Annotated in this window: 27 protein-coding genes; 15 read left to right on the forward strand and 12 right to left on the reverse strand. The window is 68.7% G+C overall.

The features are described 5' to 3' along the window. Position 1: 1 nt before the first annotated feature. Complete coding sequence (locus tag HUA76_RS15265) at positions 2-436, reverse strand: chemotaxis protein CheW (protein ID WP_174461291.1); 435 nt, start codon at positions 434-436, stop codon at positions 2-4. A 27-nt stretch (positions 437-463) separates the two neighbouring features. Further along, the gene (locus tag HUA76_RS15270; RefSeq protein ID WP_141643905.1) at positions 464-1216 is read right to left on the reverse strand and encodes an OmpA family protein; all 753 of its coding nucleotides are present in this window, start codon (positions 1214-1216) and stop codon (positions 464-466) included. A 219-nt stretch (positions 1217-1435) separates the two neighbouring features. Between HUA76_RS15270 and HUA76_RS15275 the strand changes: the two genes are divergently transcribed. Next, the gene (locus HUA76_RS15275) at positions 1436-2938 is read left to right on the forward strand and encodes a sigma-54 dependent transcriptional regulator (RefSeq protein ID WP_174461292.1); all 1503 of its coding nucleotides are present in this window, start codon (positions 1436-1438) and stop codon (positions 2936-2938) included. Positions 2939-3004: 66 nt separating this feature from the next. On the opposite strand, the gene HUA76_RS15280 is transcribed toward HUA76_RS15275, so the two are convergent. Then, positions 3005-4105, reverse strand: coding sequence for a helix-turn-helix transcriptional regulator (locus tag HUA76_RS15280; RefSeq protein WP_174461293.1), 1101 nt, complete (start codon positions 4103-4105; stop codon positions 3005-3007). A gap of 129 nt (positions 4106-4234) precedes the next feature. Here HUA76_RS15280 and HUA76_RS15285 point away from each other — a divergent pair, with 129 nt between their 5' ends. The 3 genes from HUA76_RS15285 (at position 4235) to HUA76_RS46070 (ending at position 5426) form a co-directional block, all read left to right on the forward strand. Then, on the forward strand, positions 4235-4804 hold the full coding sequence (locus tag HUA76_RS15285) for an RICIN domain-containing protein (protein WP_174461294.1): 570 nt from the start codon (positions 4235-4237) through the stop codon (positions 4802-4804). 61 nt (positions 4805-4865) lie between these two features. Then, positions 4866-5180, forward strand: coding sequence for a DUF6289 family protein (locus HUA76_RS15290; RefSeq protein ID WP_174461295.1), 315 nt, complete (start codon positions 4866-4868; stop codon positions 5178-5180). Between the two features lie 120 nt (positions 5181-5300). Beyond that, a complete protein-coding gene (locus HUA76_RS46070) occupies positions 5301-5426 on the forward strand; it encodes a hypothetical protein (protein ID WP_256434471.1) in 126 nt (41 codons plus the stop codon). A 33-nt stretch (positions 5427-5459) separates the two neighbouring features. Here HUA76_RS46070 and HUA76_RS15295 read toward each other — a convergent pair whose 3' ends face one another. Then, on the reverse strand, positions 5460-6881 hold the full coding sequence (locus HUA76_RS15295) for a hypothetical protein (protein ID WP_174461296.1): 1422 nt from the start codon (positions 6879-6881) through the stop codon (positions 5460-5462). 294 nt (positions 6882-7175) lie between these two features. Here HUA76_RS15295 and HUA76_RS15300 point away from each other — a divergent pair, with 294 nt between their 5' ends. Next, positions 7176-7439 (forward strand): hypothetical protein, encoded by a 264-nt coding sequence (locus HUA76_RS15300; RefSeq protein WP_141643875.1) that lies wholly within the window; start codon positions 7176-7178, stop codon positions 7437-7439. A gap of 51 nt (positions 7440-7490) precedes the next feature. Here the strand turns inward: HUA76_RS15300 and HUA76_RS15305 are convergent, their stop codons facing one another. After that, positions 7491-7799 carry an AzlD domain-containing protein gene (locus HUA76_RS15305; protein WP_174461297.1) on the reverse strand — a complete coding sequence of 103 codons (309 nt, stop codon included), beginning with the start codon at positions 7797-7799 and terminating at the stop codon, positions 7491-7493. Further along, positions 7796-8488, reverse strand: a complete 693-nt coding sequence (locus tag HUA76_RS15310; RefSeq protein WP_174461620.1) for an AzlC family ABC transporter permease — start codon at positions 8486-8488, stop codon at positions 7796-7798. Before HUA76_RS15310 ends, HUA76_RS15305 begins: the two co-directional genes overlap by 4 nt. Before the next feature lie 47 nt (positions 8489-8535). On the opposite strand from HUA76_RS15310, the gene HUA76_RS15315 reads away from it, so the two are divergent. Together HUA76_RS15315 and HUA76_RS15320 are read left to right on the forward strand one after the other, a co-directional pair. Next, positions 8536-9108: a helix-turn-helix domain-containing protein gene (locus HUA76_RS15315; RefSeq protein ID WP_174461298.1), complete on the forward strand. Its 573-nt coding sequence runs from the start codon at positions 8536-8538 to the stop codon at positions 9106-9108. A gap of 120 nt (positions 9109-9228) precedes the next feature. After that, positions 9229-10743 (forward strand): Hsp70 family protein, encoded by a 1515-nt coding sequence (locus HUA76_RS15320; protein WP_141645723.1) that lies wholly within the window; start codon positions 9229-9231, stop codon positions 10741-10743. 48 nt (positions 10744-10791) lie between these two features. On the opposite strand, the gene HUA76_RS15325 is transcribed toward HUA76_RS15320, so the two are convergent. Both HUA76_RS15325 and HUA76_RS15330 read right to left on the reverse strand, forming a co-directional pair. After that, entirely contained in the window at positions 10792-11106 is a 315-nt protein-coding gene (locus HUA76_RS15325; RefSeq protein ID WP_141645722.1) for a hypothetical protein, read from the reverse strand. A gap of 236 nt (positions 11107-11342) precedes the next feature. Next, complete coding sequence (locus HUA76_RS15330; RefSeq protein ID WP_174461299.1) at positions 11343-12758, reverse strand: neprosin family prolyl endopeptidase; 1416 nt, start codon at positions 12756-12758, stop codon at positions 11343-11345. Positions 12759-12894: 136 nt separating this feature from the next. Between HUA76_RS15330 and HUA76_RS15335 the strand changes: the two genes are divergently transcribed. Beyond that, positions 12895-13284 carry a DoxX family protein gene (locus HUA76_RS15335; protein WP_141645720.1) on the forward strand — a complete coding sequence of 130 codons (390 nt, stop codon included), beginning with the start codon at positions 12895-12897 and terminating at the stop codon, positions 13282-13284. Between the two features lie 11 nt (positions 13285-13295). Here HUA76_RS15335 and HUA76_RS15340 read toward each other — a convergent pair whose 3' ends face one another. After that, positions 13296-13970, reverse strand: coding sequence for an SOS response-associated peptidase (locus tag HUA76_RS15340; RefSeq protein WP_141645719.1), 675 nt, complete (start codon positions 13968-13970; stop codon positions 13296-13298). A 96-nt stretch (positions 13971-14066) separates the two neighbouring features. Here HUA76_RS15340 and HUA76_RS15345 point away from each other — a divergent pair, with 96 nt between their 5' ends. The 5 genes from HUA76_RS15345 to HUA76_RS15365 all read left to right on the forward strand — a co-directional run bounded on the left by HUA76_RS15345 (position 14067) and on the right by HUA76_RS15365 (position 18733). After that, positions 14067-14285 carry a hypothetical protein gene (locus HUA76_RS15345; RefSeq protein WP_174453428.1) on the forward strand — a complete coding sequence of 73 codons (219 nt, stop codon included), beginning with the start codon at positions 14067-14069 and terminating at the stop codon, positions 14283-14285. A gap of 60 nt (positions 14286-14345) precedes the next feature. Next, positions 14346-15071: a hypothetical protein gene (locus HUA76_RS45320; RefSeq protein ID WP_254614250.1), complete on the forward strand. Its 726-nt coding sequence runs from the start codon at positions 14346-14348 to the stop codon at positions 15069-15071. A gap of 106 nt (positions 15072-15177) precedes the next feature. Then, a complete protein-coding gene (locus HUA76_RS15355; protein ID WP_174461300.1) occupies positions 15178-16701 on the forward strand; it encodes a hypothetical protein in 1524 nt (507 codons plus the stop codon). Positions 16702-16937: 236 nt separating this feature from the next. After that, the gene (locus tag HUA76_RS15360) at positions 16938-17540 is read left to right on the forward strand and encodes a TetR/AcrR family transcriptional regulator (RefSeq protein ID WP_174461301.1); all 603 of its coding nucleotides are present in this window, start codon (positions 16938-16940) and stop codon (positions 17538-17540) included. A 158-nt stretch (positions 17541-17698) separates the two neighbouring features. Continuing rightward, a complete protein-coding gene (locus HUA76_RS15365; RefSeq protein ID WP_174461302.1) occupies positions 17699-18733 on the forward strand; it encodes an NADP-dependent oxidoreductase in 1035 nt (344 codons plus the stop codon). Between the two features lie 145 nt (positions 18734-18878). Here HUA76_RS15365 and HUA76_RS46285 read toward each other — a convergent pair whose 3' ends face one another. Together HUA76_RS46285 and HUA76_RS15375 are read right to left on the reverse strand one after the other, a co-directional pair. Further along, complete coding sequence (locus HUA76_RS46285; protein ID WP_174453425.1) at positions 18879-19709, reverse strand: response regulator; 831 nt, start codon at positions 19707-19709, stop codon at positions 18879-18881. Further along, positions 19702-20847 (reverse strand): histidine kinase, encoded by a 1146-nt coding sequence (locus HUA76_RS15375; RefSeq protein ID WP_174461303.1) that lies wholly within the window; start codon positions 20845-20847, stop codon positions 19702-19704. The genes HUA76_RS46285 and HUA76_RS15375 overlap by 8 nt, the downstream gene beginning before the upstream one ends. 172 nt (positions 20848-21019) lie before the next feature. Between HUA76_RS15375 and HUA76_RS15380 the strand changes: the two genes are divergently transcribed. Next, positions 21020-21475 (forward strand): VOC family protein, encoded by a 456-nt coding sequence (locus HUA76_RS15380; protein WP_174461304.1) that lies wholly within the window; start codon positions 21020-21022, stop codon positions 21473-21475. A gap of 18 nt (positions 21476-21493) precedes the next feature. On the opposite strand, the gene dgt is transcribed toward HUA76_RS15380, so the two are convergent. Continuing rightward, the gene (gene dgt, locus HUA76_RS15385) at positions 21494-22945 is read right to left on the reverse strand and encodes a dGTP triphosphohydrolase (RefSeq protein WP_371817188.1); all 1452 of its coding nucleotides are present in this window, start codon (positions 22943-22945) and stop codon (positions 21494-21496) included. A 230-nt stretch (positions 22946-23175) separates the two neighbouring features. Here dgt and HUA76_RS15390 point away from each other — a divergent pair, with 230 nt between their 5' ends. Then, positions 23176-23691: an OmpA family protein gene (locus tag HUA76_RS15390; protein ID WP_141645711.1), complete on the forward strand. Its 516-nt coding sequence runs from the start codon at positions 23176-23178 to the stop codon at positions 23689-23691. Positions 23692-23714 lie beyond the last annotated feature (23 nt).

Consider the following 23714-nt stretch of genomic DNA (forward strand, 5'->3'; position numbering starts at 1 on the left):
GTCAAGCCCCCTGGCTGAGATGGTCGAAGAGCCCTTCGGGGTCGATGACGGCCACATCCCGGGGACCACTCTTGGCGGGGCCCTTCAGGTGGACCTGGACGCCAGTGGAGCCCAGCGGCTCCAGCGCGCCCGTCACCGGGGAGACCCCCGCAACCGTGCTCGCCGTGAGGCCCAGGGTGCCGCGCGGCAGCCGCACCAGCACGGCCCGCCGCGAGGATTGGCTCACCCCCGCCACCAGCAGGCCCATGTCCACCACCGGGATGACCTCTCCTCGGTGGGCGAACACGCCCAGCAGATGGGCAGGGGAGCCCGGTACCCGCGTGAGCTCGGGGAAGGTAACGACCTCCGCCGCGCTCTCCGCGGGCACCGCGTACCAGCTGCTACCGCAGGCAAAAACGAGATAGGACTGCCGCGCTTCCGGCTCGTGGACGGCCATGTGGCGCACAGCCTACCCCAGCCTCAACTAGCGCTGGAACTCGACGCGGCGGTTCTCGGACCAGGCGTCCTCGGACGAGGTGTTGTTCGCCGGCCGGGTCTCACCGTAACCCACCGTCGTCACCGCGTTGGACTTCACGCCCAGGTCCGTCAGGTAGCGCTTGACGGCCTGCGCACGGCGGTTGGACAGCTGGAGGTTGAACTCCTCGGTGCCGCGCTCGTCGGCGTGGCCCGCGAGGGTCAGCTTGCCCTGCTGGCCCGTCTTCAGGCACGTGGCCAGGTCGGACAGGCGCTGCTGGGCCTCGGAGGTCAGCGAGGACTCGTTGAAGCCGAAGCGCACCGGGCTCCAGTCGCACTTGTCCGCGGAGGCCGTCACGCAACGGCCGGCGCTGCACTCCTGACCCTCACCGCAGTCGGAGTTGGACGCGCAGGTGTCCGTGGGGGCCTGGCAACGGCCCGCCTGGCACTTGCCGCCGGAGGGGCAACTGGAGTCGTCCTTGCACTGGGCCTCGGCGCACTTGCCGGCCTCGCAGATGCGGCCATCACCGCACTGGTTGTCCACCGTGCACTCGGGGGGCTTGGGCGCGCACTTGTTGCCCTGGCACGTGAAGCCCTCCTTGCAGTTCGCGTCGGTGGCGCACTCCTGGCACTGGCCCTGGACACAGACCTCGCCCTTCTCGGAGCAGGTCGAGTCATCGTTGCAGTTGGGGTAGCTGGGGGGGCAGCCGGTCAGCACGGCCATGGCGAGGCCGAGGCCCGCCCAAAGAGAAATCCGACGCATCATTCCTCCCGAAAATCTTGAAGACGAAATAAGCACCCGCAGGGGGCGGGTATTCGGGTCGCGTGTAGTCGCAGTCGCCAGGGTGAGTCAAAGCATTTGTCCCTTTCGAGACACGCCTCGGCGCGCCGAAACCCTTGAATGTCCAAATAATTTCCATGAGATTGTGGCCCTTGCCCGTGAGTGGCCGCGTGACGTGGCCCCAGGCCGGGAGCGCCCCACATGCCCGCATCCGTCCTCATCGTCGATGACGAGAAGAACATTCTGCTGACACTGAGCCAGTCGTTGCAGCTGGCGGGGTATCAGACACATCTGGCGGCCAGCGGTCAGGTGGCGCTCGACGTGGTGAGCGCGCGTCCGGTGGACGCGGTGTTGATGGACGTGAAGATGCCGGACATGGATGGGTTGACGGCGCTGGCCCGGCTCACGGAGCTCAAGCCGGAGCTGCCCGTCATCATGATGTCGGGACACGGCACCATCGACACGGCGGTGAAGGCGACGCAGCTGGGGGCGCGCGACTTCCTGGAGAAGCCCATCGCCCGGGAGCGGTTGCTCGTCGCGCTGCGCAACGTGCTCAAGCACCAGGCGGCGATGGAGGAACTGCGGGAGCTGCGCGAGCAGCTGGGACGCTACGACATGGTGGGCAGTGGCCCGGCCATGCAGCGCATCTTCTCGCTCATCCAGCGCACGGCGCCCTCGGAGGGGCGGGTGCTGATTACCGGTGAGAACGGCACGGGCAAGGAGCTCATCGCCCGCGCGCTGCACCAGCACTCCCGGCGCAAGGCCAACCCCTTCGTGAAGCTCAACTGCGCGGCGGTGCCGCACGAGTTGATTGAAAGCGAACTATTCGGCCACGAGAAGGGCGCCTTCACCGGCGCGGTGAGCGTGCGGCGCGGAAAGTTCGAGCTGGCGCACGAAGGCACTCTGTTCCTCGATGAGATTGGGGACATGCCGCCGGCCATGCAGGCCAAGCTCCTGCGCGTGTTGCAGGAAGGCGAGCTGGAGCGGGTGGGCGGCGCGGAGACGCTCAAGGTGGACGTGCGGGTCATCGCGGCCACGAACAAGAATCTGGAGAAGGAGATCTCCGCCGGGCGCTTCCGCGAGGATTTGTATTACCGCATCAACGTCGTACAGATTCACTCGCCGCCCCTGCGCGAGCGGCGCGAGGACCTGCCGGACCTCATCGGGACCTTCCTGCGCGAGGCCTGCGCGAAGAACGGGCGCCGCCCGCTGACGCTGTCGCCGGATGCGCTGTCGGTGATGAGCGCCTACGACTACCCGGGCAACGTGCGCGAGCTGCGCAACCTGGTCGAACGCCTGGCCATCCTCTGCGAGGGCCCCATCGTCACCCGGACGGACGCGCTAGAGCTGTTGCCTCGGGGGCGCGGGGGCGTGCCTCCTCCAGTGGTGGAGACGTCAATGGCGATGACTCCGCCGCCTCCCACCCTGGACTCGGCCGTGGTGGCGGCGGCCAGCACTCCGGCTCCGGCCCTGGTGGCGCCCCCTCCCCCGCTGTCGGCCCCGGTGCAGGCGGGCTTCCATCCGCGCGCGGACAAGACCTTCCGCGAGCAGGTGGAGGACGCCGAGCGGGAGATCATCCTGTACGTGCTCGCGCATACGCACGACAACGTGACGGAGGCGGCCCGGCTGCTGGACCTCGAGCGGGGCCACTTCTACAAGAAGATGAAGGCCCTGGGCCTGCGGCGCGGCCAATCCGAGACATAGCGTCTGCTCCGTGACGGAGGCGGGCTCGAAATCCTCACACGGAAGCCACACGGGACACGGCGCGCTTCATGCTCCTCGCGCCGTGACACCCGCCGGAGCCTGGCCCGCAGAGGTGCCCACGAGACGGGCGATGAACTCTCGACGGCTGCGCACCCCCGCCTTGGTGAAGATGGACTTCAGGTGGTCCTGCACCGTCGCCGGGGTGATGAACAGACTCCGCGCGATGGTGCTGGTGTTGTTCCCTCGGGCAACGAGGATGGCGACGTCCTGCTCACGGGCGGTGAGCCCCAGGCTCATCAACGCCATGGGCAGCACCTCCGCCGGCGTGGCGGGCGTCACCACGATGGCGACCTGACCATCGGGGCGTCCCTCCAGCAACGAGGCATGCAGCGTGAGCCACTGCCCCGTGCTCGTGCGCACCCGGGAGCGCGACGGCACGTCCATGCGTCCCGCGGCGCCCAGCCCTCGCGCATGTTCGGCGACGGTGATGAGTCCGGACGGCACGCCCGTGGACGAGGGTGACGTCTCGGCGAGCTCCGCCAGCACGGCCTCGGCCCGAGGGTCCGCGGACATCAAATGCCCTCGCGGCCCCAGCACCGCGATGCCCGGGAGCGGCTGCCCTTCGCCCTGGGGCACGGTGCCCCGGTAGGACCGCCACAGCATCTGACCGATGTGCGAGGAGAACCGGTCCATCATCCCGACCTCTGCCTCGGTGTAGGCACCCCGGTCCTTCGCGCGCAGGAACGTCGCCGCGCCCCAGCACCCCGACGGAAGGTCGAAGTTGACGCGCATCTCGTCGCCAAAGCCAAACGGGGCGATCAGCTCCCGGTAGCGAGCGCTGTCGTCGAGCTTCCCCTTCGCCGCGTGACTCAGCGAGTCCACCCGCTTCCCCAGCGCCCGCAGGCCGGCGAACGTCAGCGGCTCCGGCGCCCACAGCTCCAGATAGGCCGCGCGCTCGAAGCCTCGCGGGTCCAGGTTCTCCATCACCGTGGACGTCACCATCCCCGACGCGGGGTCCGTCCCATGCCAACAACTCGCATCGACGCCCAGCGGCTCCTTCAGCAACAGGTTGAGCTGGGTGAACAGCTTGCCCAACGGCAGCTCCGCCGCCGCCAGGTCCCGCAGCACACCCAGCAACTCACGCTCCATCCGCGAACGGGTCACCATGCCTGGAGCCAATCACACCCATCGGCCACTTATTCCAGAGAATCCCACTTTTCTGGGATGGACCTGCCCGGCTCGCCCCGCCCACCCTGTCCGCGTTCGGCACTGTCCTGACGCGTGGGGAGGGGCCCCTTGGAGACACGAACCCGTGGTCGCCTGACTGTCCGCGTCATCGCCCTCGGGGTGCTGCTTGCCGAGGCCCGGACCGCGCGTGCGGGCGAAGGCCCGCTGACAGTCCTCCATCATCAAAAACAGCAGTACTGCTTGATGCCCTCCAAGCAGCGCCCCGGCGGGGTGGGCCCGGCGCCCTGCCATGCCCCCGCGCTCGACTGGGAGTTCGCGCCCGTGTCTGGCGCTCCCGCGCGCTGGGAGGTCCTCCGGGAGGGCGGGTTGTGCCTGAGCGCACAAGGCGGACGCCTGACCGCCGTGAGCTGCAATGGCGGGCTGGAGCAGCAGTGGGTCCTCACGCCCTTCGAGGCCGCGGGGGCCGCGCCTCCGCCTGGCTTTCGAGGGGTCCAACTGAAGAACGCGGCGACAGGCGCGTGCGTGGAGGGCGCTCCGGAGCCTGTCGCTGACGGCGCGCGCATCACCCTCCGGGCGGACTGCCAGCCCAGTCCCTTTCAGCAGTGGAACATCCATCGCTCCGCCTTCGAGCGCCTGCTGGCGAGCGACCTACAGGGGCCACACCGGGAAACACACTGAAACCGTCATCAACGCCCTGAACGCGAACCTCGGGACTCATCCCCTGGGAGGAAGAAGCACGATGACGTTCGACAGGAAGCGCCGCGCCCTGCCCCTGGTTTTCGTATCCGGACTCCTGCAGAGCGCGTGCACCAGCGCCCCCATCGAGGAGGGAGCCGGAGCCCTTGAAGTCAGACAGGAGCGGCCGACGGCGGGGAGCGCCCGGAAAGAGGAGCGCTATCAATACTTCGCGGACCAGGGCCACACCGTCCTGGTCGGCTGGCGCAGCCAGAACTGCCAGGGCCAACAAGCCTCCTGGGGTGTCCGCTCACGACATGAGACGTACACCACCTCCGCCTGCCGCGATGGAGCACCGGAGACGCGGCTGAGAGAGTAGCGGCGTCCGCGAGAACTCGAGCACCACAAGGCCAATGATGCCTTCGGACTCGTCTGGGGACGTCACGCCGGACGTCGCACCCTCTGGTACGCCGGTGGGGACTGGGGCTTCAGCAGCGACATGATGCGCTTCCCCGACGACGGGCTCACCGTCGTGTGCCTGTCCAACCGGGGCAACGGCCACGCCGACAACTTCGCCATGAAGGTCGTCGACGTGCTGCTGCCCGCCCCCGCTGGAGGCCCGTGACGGACGTTCGTCACGGGGCCTCGAAGGACAGGCTCAGAGCGGCTCGGCCGTCGCGCAGCTCGGAGAGGCGCTCTCCGCCACCCCGCGCGTCAGTGACTTCCGGCTCGCGTCGGTGAAGGGGGAGACGCCCAGCACCAGACATGTCCGGTAGAGCAGCGTCTTGCCCACGGGGAAGGCGTTGATGGACGTGCTGAAGTCGGGGTTGAAGTACACGGTGGAGAGCGCCGAGCCGTAGAACGGGCTGGAGCCCCACGCGAACTTCTTTCCCGTCACGCCCGTGTTCGCGTTGAGCCCGCTGTACTGCGCGGACTGGAAGGGCCACTCGCCCGCGGAGAAGTCCCCGCTCAACAGCGCCCGTCCCGTGGCCGCCTTCGTCGTTCCGTTGTTGGTGCTGTAGCCGCCGTAGACGAGTCCCGGGTCCTGCCCCAGCTTCAGCTCGACGAGGCCCAGCTCGTACAACACGCCCGTGCTCGAGTGCCGCGCGAGCAGGCTGTGATACTTGCGCGTGGTGCCGATGGGCTCGTTCCACGTCCAGCCCGCCTGCGTCGTCAACGGGTTCGCCACGGGCGCCTGCGTGGTGAAGTGGTTGCGCGTGTCACCCCACTGCACGTTGCTGAGCGCGGCCTGGGTGTCCGAGTCCGCGAACTCCACGACACCGTAGGGCCCGCGCATGTCGAACGAGAGCTGCCCCGCCACCGCCTCGCCCAAGTCCATCCGGGTGTCGAGGCGCGGGAAGTCCATGCCCTTCTGGAAGACCCACCGGAGGGTGAGCGGCACCATGAACTTCTGATGGGCCGCCGACGCCGCGGGAGTGCTCGCCGTCACATCCGCCATCGCGACCCGGGTGCCCCACTTCGGATAGGCCGTGGTGAAGGTGTGGCTCGCGAACGTGGAGCCCGGGAGGATGGCCGAGTGCGTGCCCTGCACCGCGAAGCCATACCCCAGCGGGGAGTCATCCTCTCCATGCAGGCCCGCGATGGTGCCGGACGAGCCGTTGTCGAATTGCCGGTACAGCTCGTGCCCGACGAAGTAGCCGAAGCCACTCTCACCGCCGGCCGTGCCATCCACCGTCACGGTGCGCCAGTCTCCGCCGGCCCTCACCTGATAGGTCGACTGGACGGCGTAGCCGCCATTGCCCGCGGACGTCTGCCGCTTCAGCGACACCGTGCGCGGACGGCCCTGCGAGTCCGTCCATGTGTAGCGGTCCACCGCGATTCCTCCCACCGTGGTGGACTCGCGAGAGACGCCGTCACCTTGCTCGAAACCGGGGTCCGTGGGGCCGCCGTCAGGGCCCGCGTCGCTGACGCCCGCATCCGAGCCACCCGCGTCCGCCGTGCCGGCGTCACTCACGCCCGCATCATCCGGACCCGGGTTGTCGTCATCCGAGTCACAGGCCGCCAGGCAGAGGGCTGTCGTCAGCAACGTCAATTCGAGCCATCGTCCGTTGGTTCGCATGTGTCGCAGCTATCACGACCCACGGTGTCTGGCTCCACGACGGTGGCCCGATTCGTCAATCACGAACCGTTCCCACTCGAAGCACGCGCACAAACTCGTGAGGACTTCGCCCTCGGACCGTACTCAGGGCGGGAGTTATCGGGACGCTGTCGTCTAGACAGGCTGAAGGTTTCGTCCACGGTTGTCTGAAAGCCTGGGCGCGCGCTGCGTCATCGGAGGCGTGGTTTCAGCGATGAGTTCAATGACCTAGTCTCGAAGTGCAACACGCACCTGAGACCCGTTCCTGGAGGACGCATGCGAAGCATTCTCGGAGGACTGCTGGCGGCGGCGCTGTTGGTGGGCTGCGGTGGTGGCAACGAAGGCGGAGACGAAGTCCCCTCGCCCGAGGGTGAGGTGTCCGCACAGGCCATCTGCGAGAGCCAGTACGTCATCAAGTACTACGACAAGACCTATACGACGGTGCTCGGCACGATGCAGTGCGCCTGTGGCGCGGATCCAGTCTTCACGGGCACCCTGACGCCCTATCCGAAGCGGTACAACCAGGGCACCTGTCCCTGAGTGGCTCACGGCCCGCTCCCTGTCCTGGAGCGGGCCGTCTTCCCCTTGGAGTTACAGCACTCCGAGCAGGCGCAGCCCCGCCGCGGTGACGGCCGCCGCGACCACCACCGCGATGAAGGGCAGCCTCCGCCAGGCCAGGAGCGCGCCGACGAACACCCCCGCCGGCCGCGACCACCCCACGAAGCCTCCCTGCGCCACCAACGTCGACGTGGCCACGAGCGCCGCCAGCATCGCGATGGTCGCCATGGACATCAGCTCCTGCACCCTCGCGGACAACTGGAGCCGCTCGCTCAACAGCGGCCCGGCGATGCGAAAACCAAACGTCCCCAGGGCCAGCACCAGAATGGGCAACAGCGTCATCGCAGGGCCACTCCCACGGCGAGAATCGACAACAATACCGGCACACCCGCGGGCAACAGCGGCGTCGCCACCAGCGCGATGAGCGCCCCCACCAGCGCCACCCGACGCGCCTTCGTGGCCCTGCTCTTCGCCGCATCGGGCGCGTCCGCCTCCTTGGGAGGAAGCAGCGACGGGAGCAGCAGCGCGAGCATGCTCGCGGGGAACGCCGCGTCGAGCCCCAGCAGTTCGGGATTGCCCACCGCGCGTCCCGCCCACCCGCCCACCACGACGCCCAGGTTCCACGCCACGAACAGCATGCCGCCGCACAACCAGTAGGCCGCGCGTTTGCGCGCGGGCTCACGCTGCGCCAGGGCGAACGCCACCGACTCATCCACCATCAGGTGCGCGCCCAACAGCCGCATGGGCCACCGCTTCCCCAACACGTCCGCCACCGCCATTCCAAACGGCAGGTGCCTCGCGTTGAGCAACAGCCCCGCGAACACCGCCGCCACCGGCGTGGCTCCCGCCGCCACCATGCCCACCGCGACGAACTGCGCGCCTCCCGCGAACACCACCACCGACATGAAGAGGGCCATCCACACCGACAGCCCCGCCGCCACCGCGAGCGCGCCAAACGACACGCCCACCACTCCGGACGCCAGCGCCACGGCGCCCACATCCCGGACGAGGGCGCGATCCACATTTCCCATGCGCATCAATGTGGACAGAAGCCTGTCGTTCGTCAATAAGAACGACCATGCCGGTAAAACGAACGCCCAAGCCACCCCGCCCCCTGGACGCCATCGCCATCGCGCTGCGCCGGGAGCGTGAGCGCGCGGACGTGTCGCTGTCGGAGCTGGCCCGGCGCGCCAACCTCTCCAAGTCCACGCTGTCCCAACTGGAGGCCGGCACCGGCAACCCCAGCATCGAGACGCTCTGGGCGCTGGCCGTGGCCCTGGGTGTGCCCTTCAGTCGCCTCGTCGACCCACCCACCCGCGAGGTGCGCGTCATCCGAGCGGGCGAGGGCGCGGCCATCCGCTCCGAGCAGGCCCACTTCACCGGCATCATGCTGTCCGCCTGCCCCCCGGGCGCGCGCAGGGACCTCTACGTCATCAACCTGGAGCCCGGCGCCGCCCGCCACGCCCAGCCCCACATTCCGGGCAGCGTCGAACACCTGGTCGTCAGCAAGGGCCGCCTGCGCGCGGGCCCCAGCGACGCTCCCGTCGAGCTGAACCCCGGCGACTACGCGACCTTCTCCGGCGACGTGCCCCACATCTACGAGGCGCTCGCACCCCACACCGTCGCCGTCATGGTGATGGAGCACGTGTAGGGACACCCACCCCGGGTGTGGTGGAACGGACAGCTCGTGGGCGCAATAATCCGCGAGCCTGGAGAGCATGGAATCTCCGGAGCTGAACCGTTGCTCAGGACGTGGGAGAGTCGGGGGCGAATGAGCACGGCCCCCATCCTCGGAATCGACTTCGGGACCACCAACACGTCGGCGGCGTTCTTCGACAAGACGGGCAAGCTGCGGCTGGTGCCCGTGACGGACAAGAGCTTCACGCTGCCTTCAGTGGTGTGGTTCCACGCGGCGGACAAGGCCATCGTCGGCTACGCGGCGCGGCGGCAAATCATCGACGACCCTCGGCACACCGTCTTCGGCGCCAAGCGCTTCCTCGGACGCCGCTACCAGTCCGAGTACGTGACGCAGCACAAGGACAAGTACGCCTTCGAGCTCGTCGAGGCACCCGACGGCTACACCGCGGTGAAGATGTACGGGAAGGTGACGTCGCTGACGGACGTCACCCAGCTGGTCATCCGGCAGATTCTCACGCTGGCGACCCACGCGGCCGGAGAGCCCTTCCGCGAGTGCGTGCTGACCGTGCCCGCGCACGCCAGCATCCGCCAGCGCGAGGCGGTGCGACAGGCCGCCGAGCAGTGCGGGCTCCAGGTGCGCGCCATCATCAACGAGCCGACCGCGGCGGCGCTCTACTACGCCAACCTGCGCAACCCCGAGCAGACGGTGATGGTGTTCGACCTGGGCGGTGGCACGTTCGACGCCACGCTGCTCGCGGTGCAGAACCGCATCGTGAAGGTGCTGGCCACCGGCGGCGACGCGTTCCTGGGCGGCGCCAACTTCGACGAGCGCATCGTCGAGATGCTGGTGGCGGACTTCCAGCGTCAGCACGGCATCGACCTGCGCGGAAACCAGGTGGTGATGCAGCGGCTGGTGTTCGCCGCCGAGTCCGCGAAGATGACGCTCAGCTCGCGTGACTCCACCGTGCTGCGCGTGCCCTGCATCGCCCAGAAGGACGGCGGCTTCGTCGACTTCGACTACACGCTCACGCGCAAGCAACTGGAGTCGATGGTGTTCCAGCTCATCGAGCGCGCCGCGTCCGCGTGCGACGACGTGCTGGAGCGCGCGAAGCTGAAGGCCGAGCACGTCGACGAGCTGGTGCTGGTGGGCGGCCAGACGCGCATGCCCGTCATCCGCGAGCGCTTCTCCCACTTCAAGCGCCTGTCGTCCGACAAGGAGGTCAACCCGGAGCTGGGTGTCGCCGTCGGCGCGGCCATCCTCGGACGCAACCTGGCGCGAGGCATCAACGGCCTGGCGGACGTGGTGCCCATGCCCATTGGCATCATGGTGCCCGGCGGCGCGCAGCACGAGGTCATCCCCGCCAACACGCCGGTGCCCGCGACGAAGTCCGTGACGCTGGAGCTGCCGCTCATCCCCGGCCCCATCTCCGTCGCCCTCTTCGAGTCGCTCGACACCACCACCGTGGAGCGCGAGCTGTTGGGCACCGTGCGCATCGAGCTGGACTGGCGCACCACGCACAAGGGGCCCACCACCCTGGAGCTGCGCATGGGCCAGGACTTCATCCTCAACGCGGCCCTCGTCTCGCCCCAGGGCGCGCGCCACCCCCTGGCCATCACCGACCTGCGCGCCCCCAAGCGCGCGTCATAGCGCCAGGGTCTACTGGAGGCGGCGTCACCCGCCCCTTCCGGCGCGGGCTCACTGGTACTGGCTGGGCAGGACCTCCGCCGCGATGGATTCGCCCTGCCCCGGGTCCATCACGATGATCTCCGCGGCCGTGTGCACGCCTCCGGCGATATAGAAGCCCACCCGGACCTGGGCCGCGTCGGTCAACTGCCCCCGGTAGCGCGAATCCGTCCAGCCGTAGGTGGTGCGGTCGTCGATGCGCAGCGTGAGGTCCTCGCCCGCGCCGATGTCGTGCACCGTGAGGTGGTCCGGCCCCGCGTCGACGATGTTCCCACTCACCGCCTCGTCCACCTTGTCCAAGTCCAGGGTTGGGTTCTCGGTCTGCATGGCGCTCCCGTTCCGGAGGCTCCCCGCTCGGCTCCACCCTGACCACCGGGCGAGCCCGAGCCCCTTTGCCCGGCCGACACGGTGAGAGGAGGCCCCCATCCAGCCTTCAACCTGACCTCGACGCGTGTCCTGGGCCAGCCATGGCCCGCGCCCCTGCCCCGACACCCTCCGACAGAGCACCCCGATGGGGAACGGGCCCGCCTTGCGCCCGCTCCCCGCCCCGTCACGCGGGGCGACTACATGCAGTTGGCGTTGTAGCCCGGGCCACCGAAGTAGAAGTACCGGCCCCAGCCACCGGGGTTGTTGTACTGGATGATGTCGTAGCAGTTGCTGTCATTGCGCCAGGCGCCCAGCGAGGTCGGCTCCCGATAGACGTTGGTGGTGTCCACGTAGAGCAGGTTGCGCGTGTAGGCGGCATTGGCCCAGCCCACGCCGGGATAGGCGCCGCCGCCCATGTCCGTGGACGTGTGGAGGTTGCCATTGCGGTTGTCGATGATTTCACCGCCGTAGTCGATGACGTCGGCCCGGTCCATCAACCCCGCGGCGTCGAAGCGCGTGCGCGGGTAGTAGCCCACCCAGATGTCCTGGAACTTCAGCCACCATGCGCCCGTGGTGCCATCCTTGAACCACATCAACTTGAACTCGTACTGCGCGCCGTTGGTGACGCTGTAGTTGTTGAAGCCTCCGCCGATGCTGACGGTGTTGTTGACCTGGACGAACGCGCCGCAGCTCAAGTTGTAGCAGCCGCCGCTGCCGTAGTTGTCGGGCGTGAAGTAGATGAAGAGGCGCGCCCGGTCATCACCGTAGAGGTCGCGGTACTTCTGCCAGCCCGCCTCCACCGTCTCCAGGTTCGAGCCCGAGCCACGGACGACCCACATCTGCGACAGGCTGAACTCGCTGGACAGCTCCGTGTACGGGCTCCAGATGTTGAAGATGGCCTCCGCGCCCCAATTGCTCACCCCTTGCGCGGTGTGCGCGTACTGGTGCAGGTCCGTGGGGCCCGAGCGCGCGGACGGCGTGGCGCTCGCCAGCGAGCGGAGCTTGTCGGTCTCCACCGAGACGTTGCCCCGCAGGTGACCGGGCACCTTCTGACGGAAGTCCTCCAGCGACTCGAAGCGCTTGAGCGTGTCGAGCGTCAGTCGGACAATGGGCACGGAGCCCACGGGGCAGCGGCGCAGCGCGCCGGTGGCGTCCAGGTCGTCCGGAGCCGTCTCGAGGCCCTCCAGCGACGCGGGCTGAGCCCGCCACTTCTCAGAGGGCGCGGTGGGGGACGGAGCGAGGCGCTCGGGCGGGAGCACGGGCTCGGTTCCCGGAGCGAGCTGGATGCGGTGATTCTCCATGCCAGGCTGCCGCAGCGCGGGCTGTGCGTACAACGGCACGCAGTCGATGCCATCTCCTCCCTTGCTGGTGAAGCGGTGCACCACCGACTTCGCGTCGTAGAGCGAATCGACGTAGTCCCGCATCCTCGCGAGCTCCGCCGAATCACGCACGCGCTCCACCTGCATCGCGGACGCGGAGGACGACTGCTCGGGCCCCGCGACTTCGGGCTCGGCGACTCCGCCACAGCCCACCGCGCTCAGACACAGCCATGACATGAGCCCCAGTCGCATCCCCTTGCGCTGGACACACGACGACCTTCGCTGCTCGCTCATAGGGCGCCCCTTTTCCTTCTGGAATGTCCGCCGCGATTCGCGACGCGACAGGGAATGAACGCCTCGCTGGGAATCCTTCGGTTCGAGGCACGACGACGTCATGCGAGGATGCGGCAACGCTTTGGAGGACTACGACATGGTGGGAAGAATGGCGTTGGGCTGGACGCTGGTGCGGGCTGTATTTGGGCTCGCGCTGGGACTGGGGCATGGGTTGCCGAAAGTCACCGGAGACATGTCCCGATTCGCCGCGGGCGTGGCGGAGCTGGGGTTCCCCTTTCCGCTCTTCTTCGCGTGGTGCGCGTCGTTGGCGGAGCTGGTGGGCGGGGTGCTCGTGGCGGTGGGGCTCTTCACGCGACCGGCCGCGGCGATGGCGGGCTTCACCATGCTGGTGGCGTTGTTCCGCCACCGCGCGGATCCGTTCGGGCGCATGGAGCTGGCGCTGCTCTATCTCACGGTGATGGTGGCGGTGGCCCTCATCGGCGGCGGGCCCTGGAGCCTGGACTCACGCGTGCGGCGCAAGGCGTAGCGGCACTCGCGCTATGCGGCCACGCGCTCCACACACGCGGGCACGTCGTTCGTGGGGATGTTGACCACGCGCGAGACCTCGTAGGCCTCCATCCCGCCGTCGACGGCGGGCACCAGCAGCGGCAACAACACCGCCGCCTCCTGGGGCTCCGGACGCAGCCATACTTCCTGCGCCTGTGGCGAAAGGATGACGGGCATCCGGTCGTGAATCGGCGCCATCAGCGCGTTGGGGCCCGTGGTGATGATGGTGCACGTGCGCAGCACCTCACCCGTGTCCGGCGCCGTCCACTCCTCCCACAACCCGGCGAGCGCCAGGGGCTTGTCGTCCTCACGGTGGAAGAGGAAGGGCGTCTTCGGCTTCGTGGACTGCTTCCACTCATACCAACCGTCCACCACCACCAGACACCTCCGCCGCTTGAGCGCGCTGCGGAAGCTGGGCTTCTCCGCCACCGTCTCACCGCGTGCGTTGATGAGCTTGTTGCCGATGCTCGCGTCCTTCGCCCACGAGGGGATGAGCCCCCAACGAAACGCATCCAACATCCGCGCGCCGTCATTGGGCACCACGGGCATCAACTGCGTGGGCGCCAGGTTGAAGCGCGGGCGATCCACCGCCGCGCGAATGCCAGCAAGCCCCAGCTCCACCACGAGCTGGTCTGGAGAAGTCCGAACGGTGACACGGCCACACATGGGCCGGGAGTATCGCCCTGTCCACGACGAGACCCAAGCAGTCCGTGCAGGGCCGGCCCGAAAGCAACCGGCCGGCCGACGCGGTAGACTGCGGGAATGAGCGAAGACAACCGTTCGAACTTTGGCGGGCCGTCGGAGCCGAAGAAGAATCCGAAGGTGTTCGGCGTCCCCGTGAAAATCGACCCGTACACCTCCGTGCGACCGGAGCACCCCACCGGCGAGTACGGCATGCCCAACACGTCCACGAAGAAGAAGAGCGACAAGCCCTTCGACCCCTTCGCGGTCGTCATCGAGTCACCAGAAGGCGGCACTTGAACGACACGGCGCACTGAAACCGGACCTTCGCCCGCCGCCCCTGGTCTACATAGGCGGGTCATGAACCGGTTCACGCTCCTGTCCGTCTGCGCCGCGGCCTCGCTCCTCGCCTGCACCCCGCGCGCCTCCACTCCGCCGTTGGGGGAGGATGCCAGCACACCTCCTCCGTCCACGGAGACTCAGCCCCCCGCCGCGCCCACGAGTCCTCGAGCCGAGGGTGATGGGACTGTCGCAAGCTCCGACTCTGGCTCGCGCGTGGAGGACGCGGGCACCACGGACGCGGGCCTCCTGGCTGGGAGCCCTGGCGATGCGGGCACCGTGAAGTGCTCCGCGATGGACCTGCCTCTCCCGGAGCCGCGCACTGGCCCGCCGCCGCCGCCGAAGGCCGTGGAGGACATGCGCCGCCGCATCATCGCCGCCGCCAGGGCCTGTGACTACGCGCAGCTCTCCAAGCTGGCGGACGAAAAGGGCAAGAGCGTGCGCTTCACCTTCGGCGATGGCGACGACGTCGCGGCGTACTGGAAGGAACGAGAGGCCGAGGGCGAGCCCATCCTCGCGCGCCTCGTCAACGTGCTGGACCTTCCCTACGCGCTGCAAGGCGGCATCTATTACTGGCCCTGGCTTCACGTGACCGGCGTCAAGAACCCGGAGGACTGGAAGGCGCTTTCCGACGTCTATTCGGAGGCGGAGTTGAAGGGCATGCGGGAGACGCGCGACAGTTACTACGGCCTGCGCGTGGGCATCAGCAAGACGGGTGACTGGCAGCTCGCCGTCTCCGGAGACTGAAGCCCGCGACGCCGTTCGCCGCACCGGGCTCACCACTCGCCGCGCGTTTCACGCCATTCCCTGCACGCCTCGGAAGGGCGATGCGCGCGGCGACATCCTGGCGGGCATGAGAAGACTTCCACTGTCACTCGTGCTCGCCACGCTGCTGTTCGCCTCCACCGCGAGCTCCGCCGAAGACACCGCCCGGCCCCGCGTCCAGGCCGCCCTGGAGGCCATGGGCGGTGAAGCACGGCTGCGGGCCCTCTCCAGCCTGCGCATTCACGGCATCGGCCACTGGAACCTGCTGGAGCAGTCCGAGCGCCCCGCCGCGCCCTGGCTCGTCATGTACGAGCAGCTCGAAGAGGTTCGGGACCTGCGCCACCGGCGCCTGCGTCAGAAGACGGAGAGCCGAGGGGCCGCGGGCCTCGATTCCTGGCAGGCCGTGACGATGATGCTGGCCGACGGCGTGGTGGCGATGGAGCGCGGTGGAAAGCTGTTCCCCGCCGGCGCCGCGCAGCTCCAGGACATGGAGGAGCGCCTGGACTTCGCTCCCGAGCGGGTCCTCTTCACCGCGCTGGAGGCCGCCGACCTGCGCGCTCTTCCCGACACCATGTTGCAGGAGGTGCCCCACCATGTGGTGACGTTCCACCATGGGAGCGCGACGGCGAGGCTGTTCCTCAATGCCCGGACCGGGCTGCCCACGCAGGTGGAGACCGTGGACGCGCACCCTGGTGACTTCTTCTGGAGCGTCTGGGGTGACGTGCGCACCCGGCTGTCGTTCCAGTCCTGGTCCCTGGAGTCCGGGGGCCTACGTTACCCCCGACACTGGGAATGGGAGCGCAATGGCAACGCCTATCACTCCTTCACGGTGACGCGGCTGGAGCTGGAGCCGAAGTTGTCCGAGTCCGACTTCTCCATTCCCGAGGACGTGCGCAAGGGCTTCGCGGCGCGGAGCAAGACCACGGCGGAGACCGCTCCACTGGGCCGGCCCGACCGACCCGCCGTCGAGCTGGTGCCTGGCGTGGTGCACCTGCCCGGCGCCTGGGACGTCGTCCTCGTGAAACAGGATGACGGGCTGGTCATCATCGAGGCGCCCTTGTCCTCCGGCTACTCGGCGCGAGTAATGGATGAGGCCCAGCGGCGCTTCCCGGGCGTAAAGGTGAAGGCCGTGGTGACCACCAGCGATGCGTGGCCCCACATCGGCGGACTGCGGGAGTACGTCGCTCGCGGGGTGCCCCTCCACGTGCTGGACCTCAACCGTCCGCTGGTGGAGCGCCTGTTGAAGTCGCCCCGCACCCTCACGCCGGATGCGCTCGCGAAGTCGCCTCGCTCCAGTGCGATTCGTCCCGTCGGCACGCGCACCACGCTGGGCTCCGGGAAGAACCGCCTGGAACTGGTGCCTGTGCGCACCGAGACGGGCGAGCGCATGCTCTTCGTCGGACTCCCCGAGCACCGCCTCCTGTACACCAGCGACCTGGTGCAGCCGATGCCGGACGGCTCGTTCTTCAACGTGCAACAGCTCGCCGAGACGGTGGAGGTCGTCGCGCGCGAGAAGCTGGAGGTGACCCGCGTCTTTGGCATGCACCTGAGCGCCAGGGAGTGGTCCGACGTGACCACCGCCGTGGAGAAGGTGCGCGTACCGGCCCCGTGACATTCCGTCCGCCATCACGGGTGTGCGAGGACTGACGCCACATGGAAGGACTCGGGAGGCCGCGCAGCCCATCCCTTCGTGGATGGGAGCGCTGGCGCCAGGGTCGAGACCTTCCTTCGTGAGCGCGGCGTCTTCCAGGAGCGGACCGTAGATGACGTCGCGGCGCGGGTGGATCTCTACGGCCGGGGGCTCCGATTTAGTAGACGACCGGTCTAATGCGCCGTTATGTTCGACGCATGACCGCGCCCGCCGCCGCGACCGACGTCCGCCAGCACATCCTCGATGTGGCCAAGCCACTGTTGCTGCGCAAGGGCTTCACCGGAGTCGGCCTGACCGAGGTGCTCACGGCGGCGCAGGTGCCAAAGGGCTCGTTTTATCACTACTTCGGATCCAAGGAGTCGTTCGGGCAGGCGGTCATCGAGGCGTACTTCACCGACTACCTGGGGCGAATGGACACACTGCTGTCGCAGCGGGGCACGGCCGCGCGGCGGTTGACCGCCTACTTCCGCGATTGGCTCGACTCGCAGACCGGCGACGACGCGAAGAGCCGGTGCCTCGTGGTCAAGCTCGGCGCGGAGGTCAGCGATTTGTCCGAGAGCATGCGCGCGGAACTGGAACAGGGGACGCGTGGAGTCGTCGAACGCCTGGCTCGCTGCATCGAAGCGGGCAGGACGGACGGCTCTCTGTCTGCCCCACTGGACTCGCACGCTGTCGCGGCCTCTCTCTACCAGAGCTGGCTTGGCGCCAGCCTGCTCGCCAAGATTTCTCGCGACCGCGCGCCACTGGACGCGGTCATGGCCGCCACACGGAAGCAGCTGGGTCTCACGAAAGCCCGCTGAACGGGAACGGGGCACGGGTGTGCCCCCTTTTTTTGCCAGTCCACTAGACGACCGGTCTATTCCGGTCCGCACACCGCTCTCGCGACGTCCGTGCATGTGCATGCGGCGGCGCCAGAGCGCTCCAGCAGAACGTCTCCCCACACCCCAGGAGCAAGCCCATGAAGCCAGATGCCGCCGTCAATCGCCGTGTCGTCCTCGCCGCGCGTCCACGCGGGTCGCCGACGCCCCGGGACTTCCGTCTCGACGAAGTCGCCGTACCGACGCCCGCCGAAGGACAGGTGCTGCTGCGCACGCTGTACCTGTCGCTCGACCCGTACATGCGCCAGGTGATGGACGAAATCCCTCCGGTCTACGCGCCCTCGGTGCCGCTGGGTGACCCCATGGCGGGCGGCACGGTCAACCGCGTCGTCGCGTCCAGGCATCCGCGATTCCGCGCCGGTGACCTGGTGCTCGGCAGAGCGGGCTGGCAGGACTACGCGCTGTCGGACGGGCAAGACATGGTCCCGCTCGGCGCGCTGACGCAGCCGTCACTGGCGCTGGGCGTGCTCGGCATGCCCGCGTTCACCGCCTACGTGGGCCTGCTCGACATCGGCCGCCCCCAGCGGGGCGAAACCGTGGTCGTGGCCGCCGCATCCGGCGGGGTCGGCGCGGTGGTCGGGCAGCTCGCCCGGCTCAAGGGCGCGCGCGTGGTCGGCATCGCCGGCGGCGCGGACAAGTGCCGCTACGCGGTCGAGGAGCTCGGCTTCGACGTCTGCCTCGACCGCAGAGACCCTCGGCTGGCCGAACACCTCGCGGCCGCCTGCCCGAACGGCATCGACATCTATTTCGAGAACGTCGGCGGCGCGGTGTTCGAGGCGGTGCTGCCACTGCTCAACGTCGGCGCGCGCGTGCCGGTGTGCGGTTTGATTTCGCACTACAACGAAGAGACGCCGCCGGCGGGGCCGAACCTGCTGCCTGGGGTGATGAAGGCCGTGTTGCAGAAGCGCATCACCGTGCAGGGCCTGGTCATCCTCGACCACTACGCCGACCGCTTCGACGCCTTCTTCCGCGACATGGGCGAGTGGGTCGCCGCCGGACAGGTGAAGCTGCGTGAGGACGTGGTCGACGGCCTGGAGAACGCGCCGACGGCGCTCATCGGCCTGCTCCAGGGACGCAACTTCGGCAAGCTCGTGGTGCGTGTCGCCGACGTTTGACGTCGCCCCAGGCAGGTCACCGGGGTGCCATCGCGGCGGACAGGTCGATGGGTTCACCTGTCGCCGCGCCCGCTTCGGAGACTGAATGGCCACCCTCCCCTGTTGCCCTGGAAGAATGCCGCCAGCGTTCGCGTGAAGGGTCCGCTCAGCGGGCCCGGCCGAGCCTGCGCTCCAGCACGTCCTTGCGAGTGCGGCTCACCCGCAGCCTCTGGCCAGTGCTCAGCACCACCACCGTCTCCGTGGGCGAGTCGTGGTGCAGCTCACGGATGCGCCCCACGTTGACGATGACCGAGCGATGGATGCGCACGAAACGCTCCGCGTCCAGCCTGGACTCCAGGGCCGCGAGGCTCTCTCGCAGCACATGCTCCCGGTCCCCGACGTGCAACGTGACGCAGTAGTCGTCGGCCCCAATCCAGTCGATGTCCGCCACCGGCACCAGCACCGAGCGCGTGCCCACCTTCACCAGCAACCGCTCCATGGGCTCGCCCGGACGCGCGGGCTCCGAAGGGGGTGGCCCGGCAGCCCCTGTCCCCTGCGCGGGAACAGCGGGGCCCGCCGCGTCCGCCAGCAGGGCCGCGAGCTTCCGCCCCAGCTCCACCGCTTCGCCCTGCCGCAGTCGCTGCCGGGCCCGGTGCAGCGCCTCGTCGAAGCGCTCGTCCGCGAAGGGCTTCACCAGGTAGTCCACCGCGTGCATGTCGAACGCGCGGACGGCGAAGGTGTCGTATGCGGTGACGAAGATGACCGCGGGCATCCGCGCCGCGCCCACTTCCCGGATGACGCCGAAGCCATCCAGCTCCGGCATCTGCACGTCGAGCAACACCAGGTGAGGCCGCAGCGAGTGGATGGCGGCCACCGCCTCGCGTCCGTCACGACACTCGCCACACACCGTCACGTCCGCGTGTCGGCTCAGCGCCTGTCGCAGTCCCCGCCGGGCCAGCGGCTCATCGTCCACCAGCAGGACGCTCAGCTCAGCCACGCGCGGCTCCCGCCTCGGACGCCGTGACGACAGCGTGGAAGGGCAGCGTGACGGTGGCCACCGTGCCCACGCCCTCCCTCGGTGGAGCCACGACGACACGCCCCGCGTCGCCATAGAGCTGCGACAAGCGTGCCCGCGTGTTGGACAGGCCGATGCCCGGGCTGCGCTCCAGGTCGAAGCCAGCCGGGAGCCCCGGCCCGTCGTCCTCCACCTCGAGCGACAACGCGTCTCCCTGGCGACGCGCACGGATGCGCAGCACGCCCGCCGCCGTGCGCGCGGAGACCCCGTGGCGGATGGCGTTCTCCACCAGCGGCTGGAGCACCAGGTGCGGCACCCGCGCGTCCAGGAGGGCATCGTCCACGTCCCAGTCGACGCGCAAGCGGTCCTGGAAGCGAAGCTGCTGGATTTCCAGATAGCGCGACAGCACCGCCACCTCTTCTCGCAGCGAGACCTCTTGCGTGGCGCCCTGCTTCAACAACCCGCGCAGGATGTCACCGAGCAGCACGAGCATCCTCGCGGCCGTGTCCGTCTCCTGCGCGCGCACCAGGACGACGATGGCGTTGAGGGTGTTGAACAGGAAGTGCGGATGGAGCTGGACCTGGAGGGCCTGGAGCCGGGCTTCGGCGAGCTCGATGGCCAGCGCCGCGGCCTGACGCTCCTTCTCCCGAGCCCTCTGCTGGGAGGCAAGCGACTGCGCTACACCGACCACCGCCGCGTAGGTCATCGCCATCATCGGCAGCCAGCCCAGCGAGTAGCGCAGCAGCATCATCGCGAAGGAAGGCCCACCCGCGCCCATCGCTGGCACGAAGGCGCGCTGAAAGGCGGTGTACACGAGCGCGAAGAGACACCCCACGCCCAGGCAGGCCAACAGGTGGCTCGCCCAGGCGCGCGCACGAAAGGGCCGCCCCAGCCGCCACCTGCGCGCGAGGTGGAAGACGATGGGCGTGGCGGGCACCCACACGTACCAGGCTGGCAGCTGTGACACGAAGGCGCGCCAAGGCTCCAGCGGCTTGGGGCTCGACAGGCTGAAGAAGTACGTCTCCAGCGCGGAGAGCGTCCCGGGCACGGTCCACACCGCGACCTGACTCAGCCATCGCCGCCATGGGGAGGCCGGCGTCTCTTCTTCCAGCGGTGTCACGATGCCGCCGAGTGTAGCGGAGCCCCCAGGAGGGGCCTACGTCGACGTCGCGCCAGGGGTACCCGAGAGACGCACCTCCCTCGCCACCTCGGAGAGCCGGGGCTCGGGCGGGGGTATCGCTTGCGAGCCTCGCGCCTGGTGCCCACCTGTCCCGGAAGGAGGCTCGAGGCCCATGGGACTTGGACGAACGAAGGCGGTGCCCACCCTGGCGGTGACGGACCTGAAGACGGCCCGGCGGTTCTACAGCGAAGTGCTGGGGTTGGAAGAAGTGTCGGAGCTGGGAGAGGAAGGCGCGGCCATGTTCCGCTCGAGCGGGGATTCCTACCTGTTGCTCTATGAGCGCTCGACGCCCTCCGGCTCCACCGCGACCGCGTGCTCATTCGCCGTGGAGGACGTGGAGGCGACGGTGGACGGCTTGCGGAGCGCCGGCGTGAAGCTCGAGGACTACGACATTCCGGAGATGGGCATCCAGACGCGCAATGGAATCGCCACCATGGGGGACATCAAGTCCGCGTGGTTCAAGGACCCGTCGGGCAACATCCTGGCCATCGACAACTCGCTCTCCCAGTTGGAGCAGCGCGGACGTGAGCGCCGCGCGGGGGCACGCTCGGAGGACTTGCACGCCTGAGGCACGGCGAGGGCGCCGCTAGGTCGGCAGCTTGATGCCGGACAACCGCTGGTACAGCTCCACCGCGAAGCCGTCCGTCATCCCGGAGATGTAGTCCGTGACGCACAGGAGCCGCTGGTACATGGACAACCTCGCGAGCGCCTCACCGATGTCCTCGCTCTTCAGCGGATTGTCTGGCCGCTGAAACAGCTCCAGGGGGAGAAGCTGTCGCAGCTTCTTCTCCTCGCGATTGGGCGTGTCCGTCACCACCGCCCCCGCGAACATGTCGAGCAGGCCGCCCAGTGTCTTGAAGCCCGCGCTCTCGATTTGCAGCACGCGCTCGCTCTCGTAGCCCTGGCGCCGCGTCAGCTCCTTGATGACCTTCAGCGGCACGCGGACCTCGTCCCGCGCGGAGACCAGTGGCGTCTCCCACTCCCCCGCCTCCATCGCCTCCACGTGCTCCAGGAACACGCGCACACACGCCTGGATGAGCACGCCAATCGCCCGAGCCCGCGCCTGGGCCATCCGCGTCTCCGGGTGCGCCGGAGGCGGCCGGACCTCGCCCTTCACCGGTGACGGCAGCACCTTGTCCAGCAGCTCGCAGGCGTCCTTTGTCGGAATCAGGCCGAGCTTCGCGGAGTCCTCCAGGTCGATGACCGCGTAGCAGATGTCGTCCGCCGCCTCGACGAGGAAGGCCAACGGGTGCCGGGAGAAGACGCCCTCCTCGCGCTCTCGCAGGCCCGCGGCGCGATAGGCCTCCAGCGCCAGCACACGGTCGTCCTGGAAGTAACCGAACTTCTTCTCCGACACGCGCCCCTTCACCGGCTCGCGGCCGCCAGGGAGGACGGACGGGCGCGGGTACTTGCTCATCGCGCCCAGCGTCGCCGCCGTGTAGCGCAGCCCGCCCCGCCGCTCGCGCGACTGGAGCCGGTTGAGGATTCGGAAGCCCTGCGCGTTGCCCTCGAAGCTCTCCAGGTCCTTCCACTCCTCCCGAGAACCGAAGGGGCTCGGGCGGTTTGAAGGCGCGCTTCCCGGGGCCGTGAGCCGCTGCTCCACCCAGTGCTGGATGGCCGCCTCGCCGGAGTGGCCGAAGGGCGGATTGCCGATGTCGTGCGCCAGGCACGCCGCGGCGACGATGGTGCCCAGGTGCGAGGGCTCCACCTTCACGTCCTGCATCTTCAGTCCCCGGCCCGCGAGCTGGCCCAGCGAGCGCCCCACGCAGGACGCCTCGATGCTGTGGGTCAGCCGCGTGCGCGTGTAGTCGCTCGACGAGAGGGGGAAGACCTGCGTCTTGTCATGCAGGCAACGAAACTCGCTGGAGAAGACGATGCGGTCGTAGTCCACGTCGTACGGCGTGCGCTCGTCCAACGGGAGATGCTCGTAGCTGGTGGGCGCCTTCTCCACCAACGCCTCCACCGGCTTCACGTCCGAGCCCACCCGGTGCCCCGAGAGGAACTGCCGCCACCGCTCCGTCCGACTGCCGCTGCCCACGGATGCCTCACTGTCGCTGCGTGGAAGGACTCCGGGTGTCCATGCTGCTCCGCCCACACGCCGAGGCAAGTTTTCCCGGGACCTCCAGCCCGAGGGTACTCCCTCCCACCCCGGCAGGCGGGCGGCGGCTCCACCGGTCGGGAGGCATCGTGGTGCTGGACGGGAGAGGACTCCCTGGGCAGCCTGCGTCCCCGGTTCCCTTCCCCATTGGAACCCAAGGAGTCCCACGTATGAAGCTCAAGGCGTTGTGCATCGCCGTGTCGCTGCTGGCCGTCCCGAGCGTGGCCGCCGCGCAGAGCCCCTTCGATTCCATCAAGAAGGCCGCGGGCGACGCGGGCAAGTCCACCGTCGAGAAGAAGGTCAACACCAAGCTGACGGACGAGGCGAAGAAGAACCAGTGCAGCTTCAAGACGGGCACCGCGGAGCTGGCCCCCGGCTGCGACGCGAAGCTCAAGAAGCTCGCCAACGCCCTCGTCGACGCCAAGAAGCAGCTCACCGCCGCGGGAGTGAAGACCTACAAGTTCGAGGTCTCTGGCCATACCGACTCGACGGGTGACGCCGCGAAGAACAAGCAGCTCAGCGAGCAGCGCGCGGAGGCCATCGTCAAGGAGCTGGTCGCCCGAGGCATCTCCCGGAGCGAAATCACCGCCGTGGGGCTGGGCGCGGATCGCCCCCTGGTGAAGCCGGACAACACCGAAGCGAAGAAGGCGAAGAACCGCCGCTACGAGCTCCAGGTCCGCCTGTAGCCGTCGTCAGCGCATCAGTTGCG

Source organism: Myxococcus sp. CA056 (assembly GCF_013336715.1).
GTDB classification, from domain to species: Bacteria; Myxococcota; Myxococcia; order Myxococcales; family Myxococcaceae; genus Myxococcus; species Myxococcus llanfairpwllgwyngyllgogerychwyrndrobwllllantysiliogogogochensis.

Coding starts and splice junctions, on each gene's coding strand:
- HUA76_RS15330 (WP_174461299.1), bottom strand. CDS start 12,758: ATGAGCGAGCAGCGAAGGTCGTCGTGTGTCCAGCGCAAGGGGATGCGA.
- HUA76_RS15275 (WP_174461292.1), top strand. CDS start 1,436: ATGCCCGCATCCGTCCTCATCGTCGATGACGAGAAGAACATTCTGCTG.
- HUA76_RS15265 (WP_174461291.1), bottom strand. CDS start 436: ATGGCCGTCCACGAGCCGGAAGCGCGGCAGTCCTATCTCGTTTTTGCC.
- HUA76_RS15305 (WP_174461297.1), bottom strand. CDS start 7,799: ATGACGCTGTTGCCCATTCTGGTGCTGGCCCTGGGGACGTTTGGTTTT.
- HUA76_RS15290 (WP_174461295.1), top strand. CDS start 4,866: ATGACGTTCGACAGGAAGCGCCGCGCCCTGCCCCTGGTTTTCGTATCC.
- HUA76_RS15325 (WP_141645722.1), bottom strand. CDS start 11,106: ATGCAGACCGAGAACCCAACCCTGGACTTGGACAAGGTGGACGAGGCG.
- HUA76_RS15280 (WP_174461293.1), bottom strand. CDS start 4,105: ATGGTGACCCGTTCGCGGATGGAGCGTGAGTTGCTGGGTGTGCTGCGG.
- HUA76_RS15335 (WP_141645720.1), top strand. CDS start 12,895: ATGGTGGGAAGAATGGCGTTGGGCTGGACGCTGGTGCGGGCTGTATTT.
- HUA76_RS15345 (WP_174453428.1), top strand. CDS start 14,067: ATGAGCGAAGACAACCGTTCGAACTTTGGCGGGCCGTCGGAGCCGAAG.
- HUA76_RS15310 (WP_174461620.1), bottom strand. CDS start 8,488: ATGGGAAATGTGGATCGCGCCCTCGTCCGGGATGTGGGCGCCGTGGCG.
- HUA76_RS15295 (WP_174461296.1), bottom strand. CDS start 6,881: ATGCGAACCAACGGACGATGGCTCGAATTGACGTTGCTGACGACAGCC.
- HUA76_RS15355 (WP_174461300.1), top strand. CDS start 15,178: ATGAGAAGACTTCCACTGTCACTCGTGCTCGCCACGCTGCTGTTCGCC.
- HUA76_RS15390 (WP_141645711.1), top strand. CDS start 23,176: ATGAAGCTCAAGGCGTTGTGCATCGCCGTGTCGCTGCTGGCCGTCCCG.
- HUA76_RS15270 (WP_141643905.1), bottom strand. CDS start 1,216: ATGCGTCGGATTTCTCTTTGGGCGGGCCTCGGCCTCGCCATGGCCGTG.
- HUA76_RS45320 (WP_254614250.1), top strand. CDS start 14,346: ATGAACCGGTTCACGCTCCTGTCCGTCTGCGCCGCGGCCTCGCTCCTC.
- HUA76_RS15360 (WP_174461301.1), top strand. CDS start 16,938: ATGACCGCGCCCGCCGCCGCGACCGACGTCCGCCAGCACATCCTCGAT.
- HUA76_RS15300 (WP_141643875.1), top strand. CDS start 7,176: ATGCGAAGCATTCTCGGAGGACTGCTGGCGGCGGCGCTGTTGGTGGGC.
- HUA76_RS15380 (WP_174461304.1), top strand. CDS start 21,020: ATGGGACTTGGACGAACGAAGGCGGTGCCCACCCTGGCGGTGACGGAC.
- HUA76_RS46070 (WP_256434471.1), top strand. CDS start 5,301: ATGATGCGCTTCCCCGACGACGGGCTCACCGTCGTGTGCCTGTCCAAC.
- HUA76_RS15365 (WP_174461302.1), top strand. CDS start 17,699: ATGAAGCCAGATGCCGCCGTCAATCGCCGTGTCGTCCTCGCCGCGCGT.
- HUA76_RS15340 (WP_141645719.1), bottom strand. CDS start 13,970: ATGTGTGGCCGTGTCACCGTTCGGACTTCTCCAGACCAGCTCGTGGTG.
- HUA76_RS15320 (WP_141645723.1), top strand. CDS start 9,229: ATGAGCACGGCCCCCATCCTCGGAATCGACTTCGGGACCACCAACACG.
- HUA76_RS15315 (WP_174461298.1), top strand. CDS start 8,536: ATGCCGGTAAAACGAACGCCCAAGCCACCCCGCCCCCTGGACGCCATC.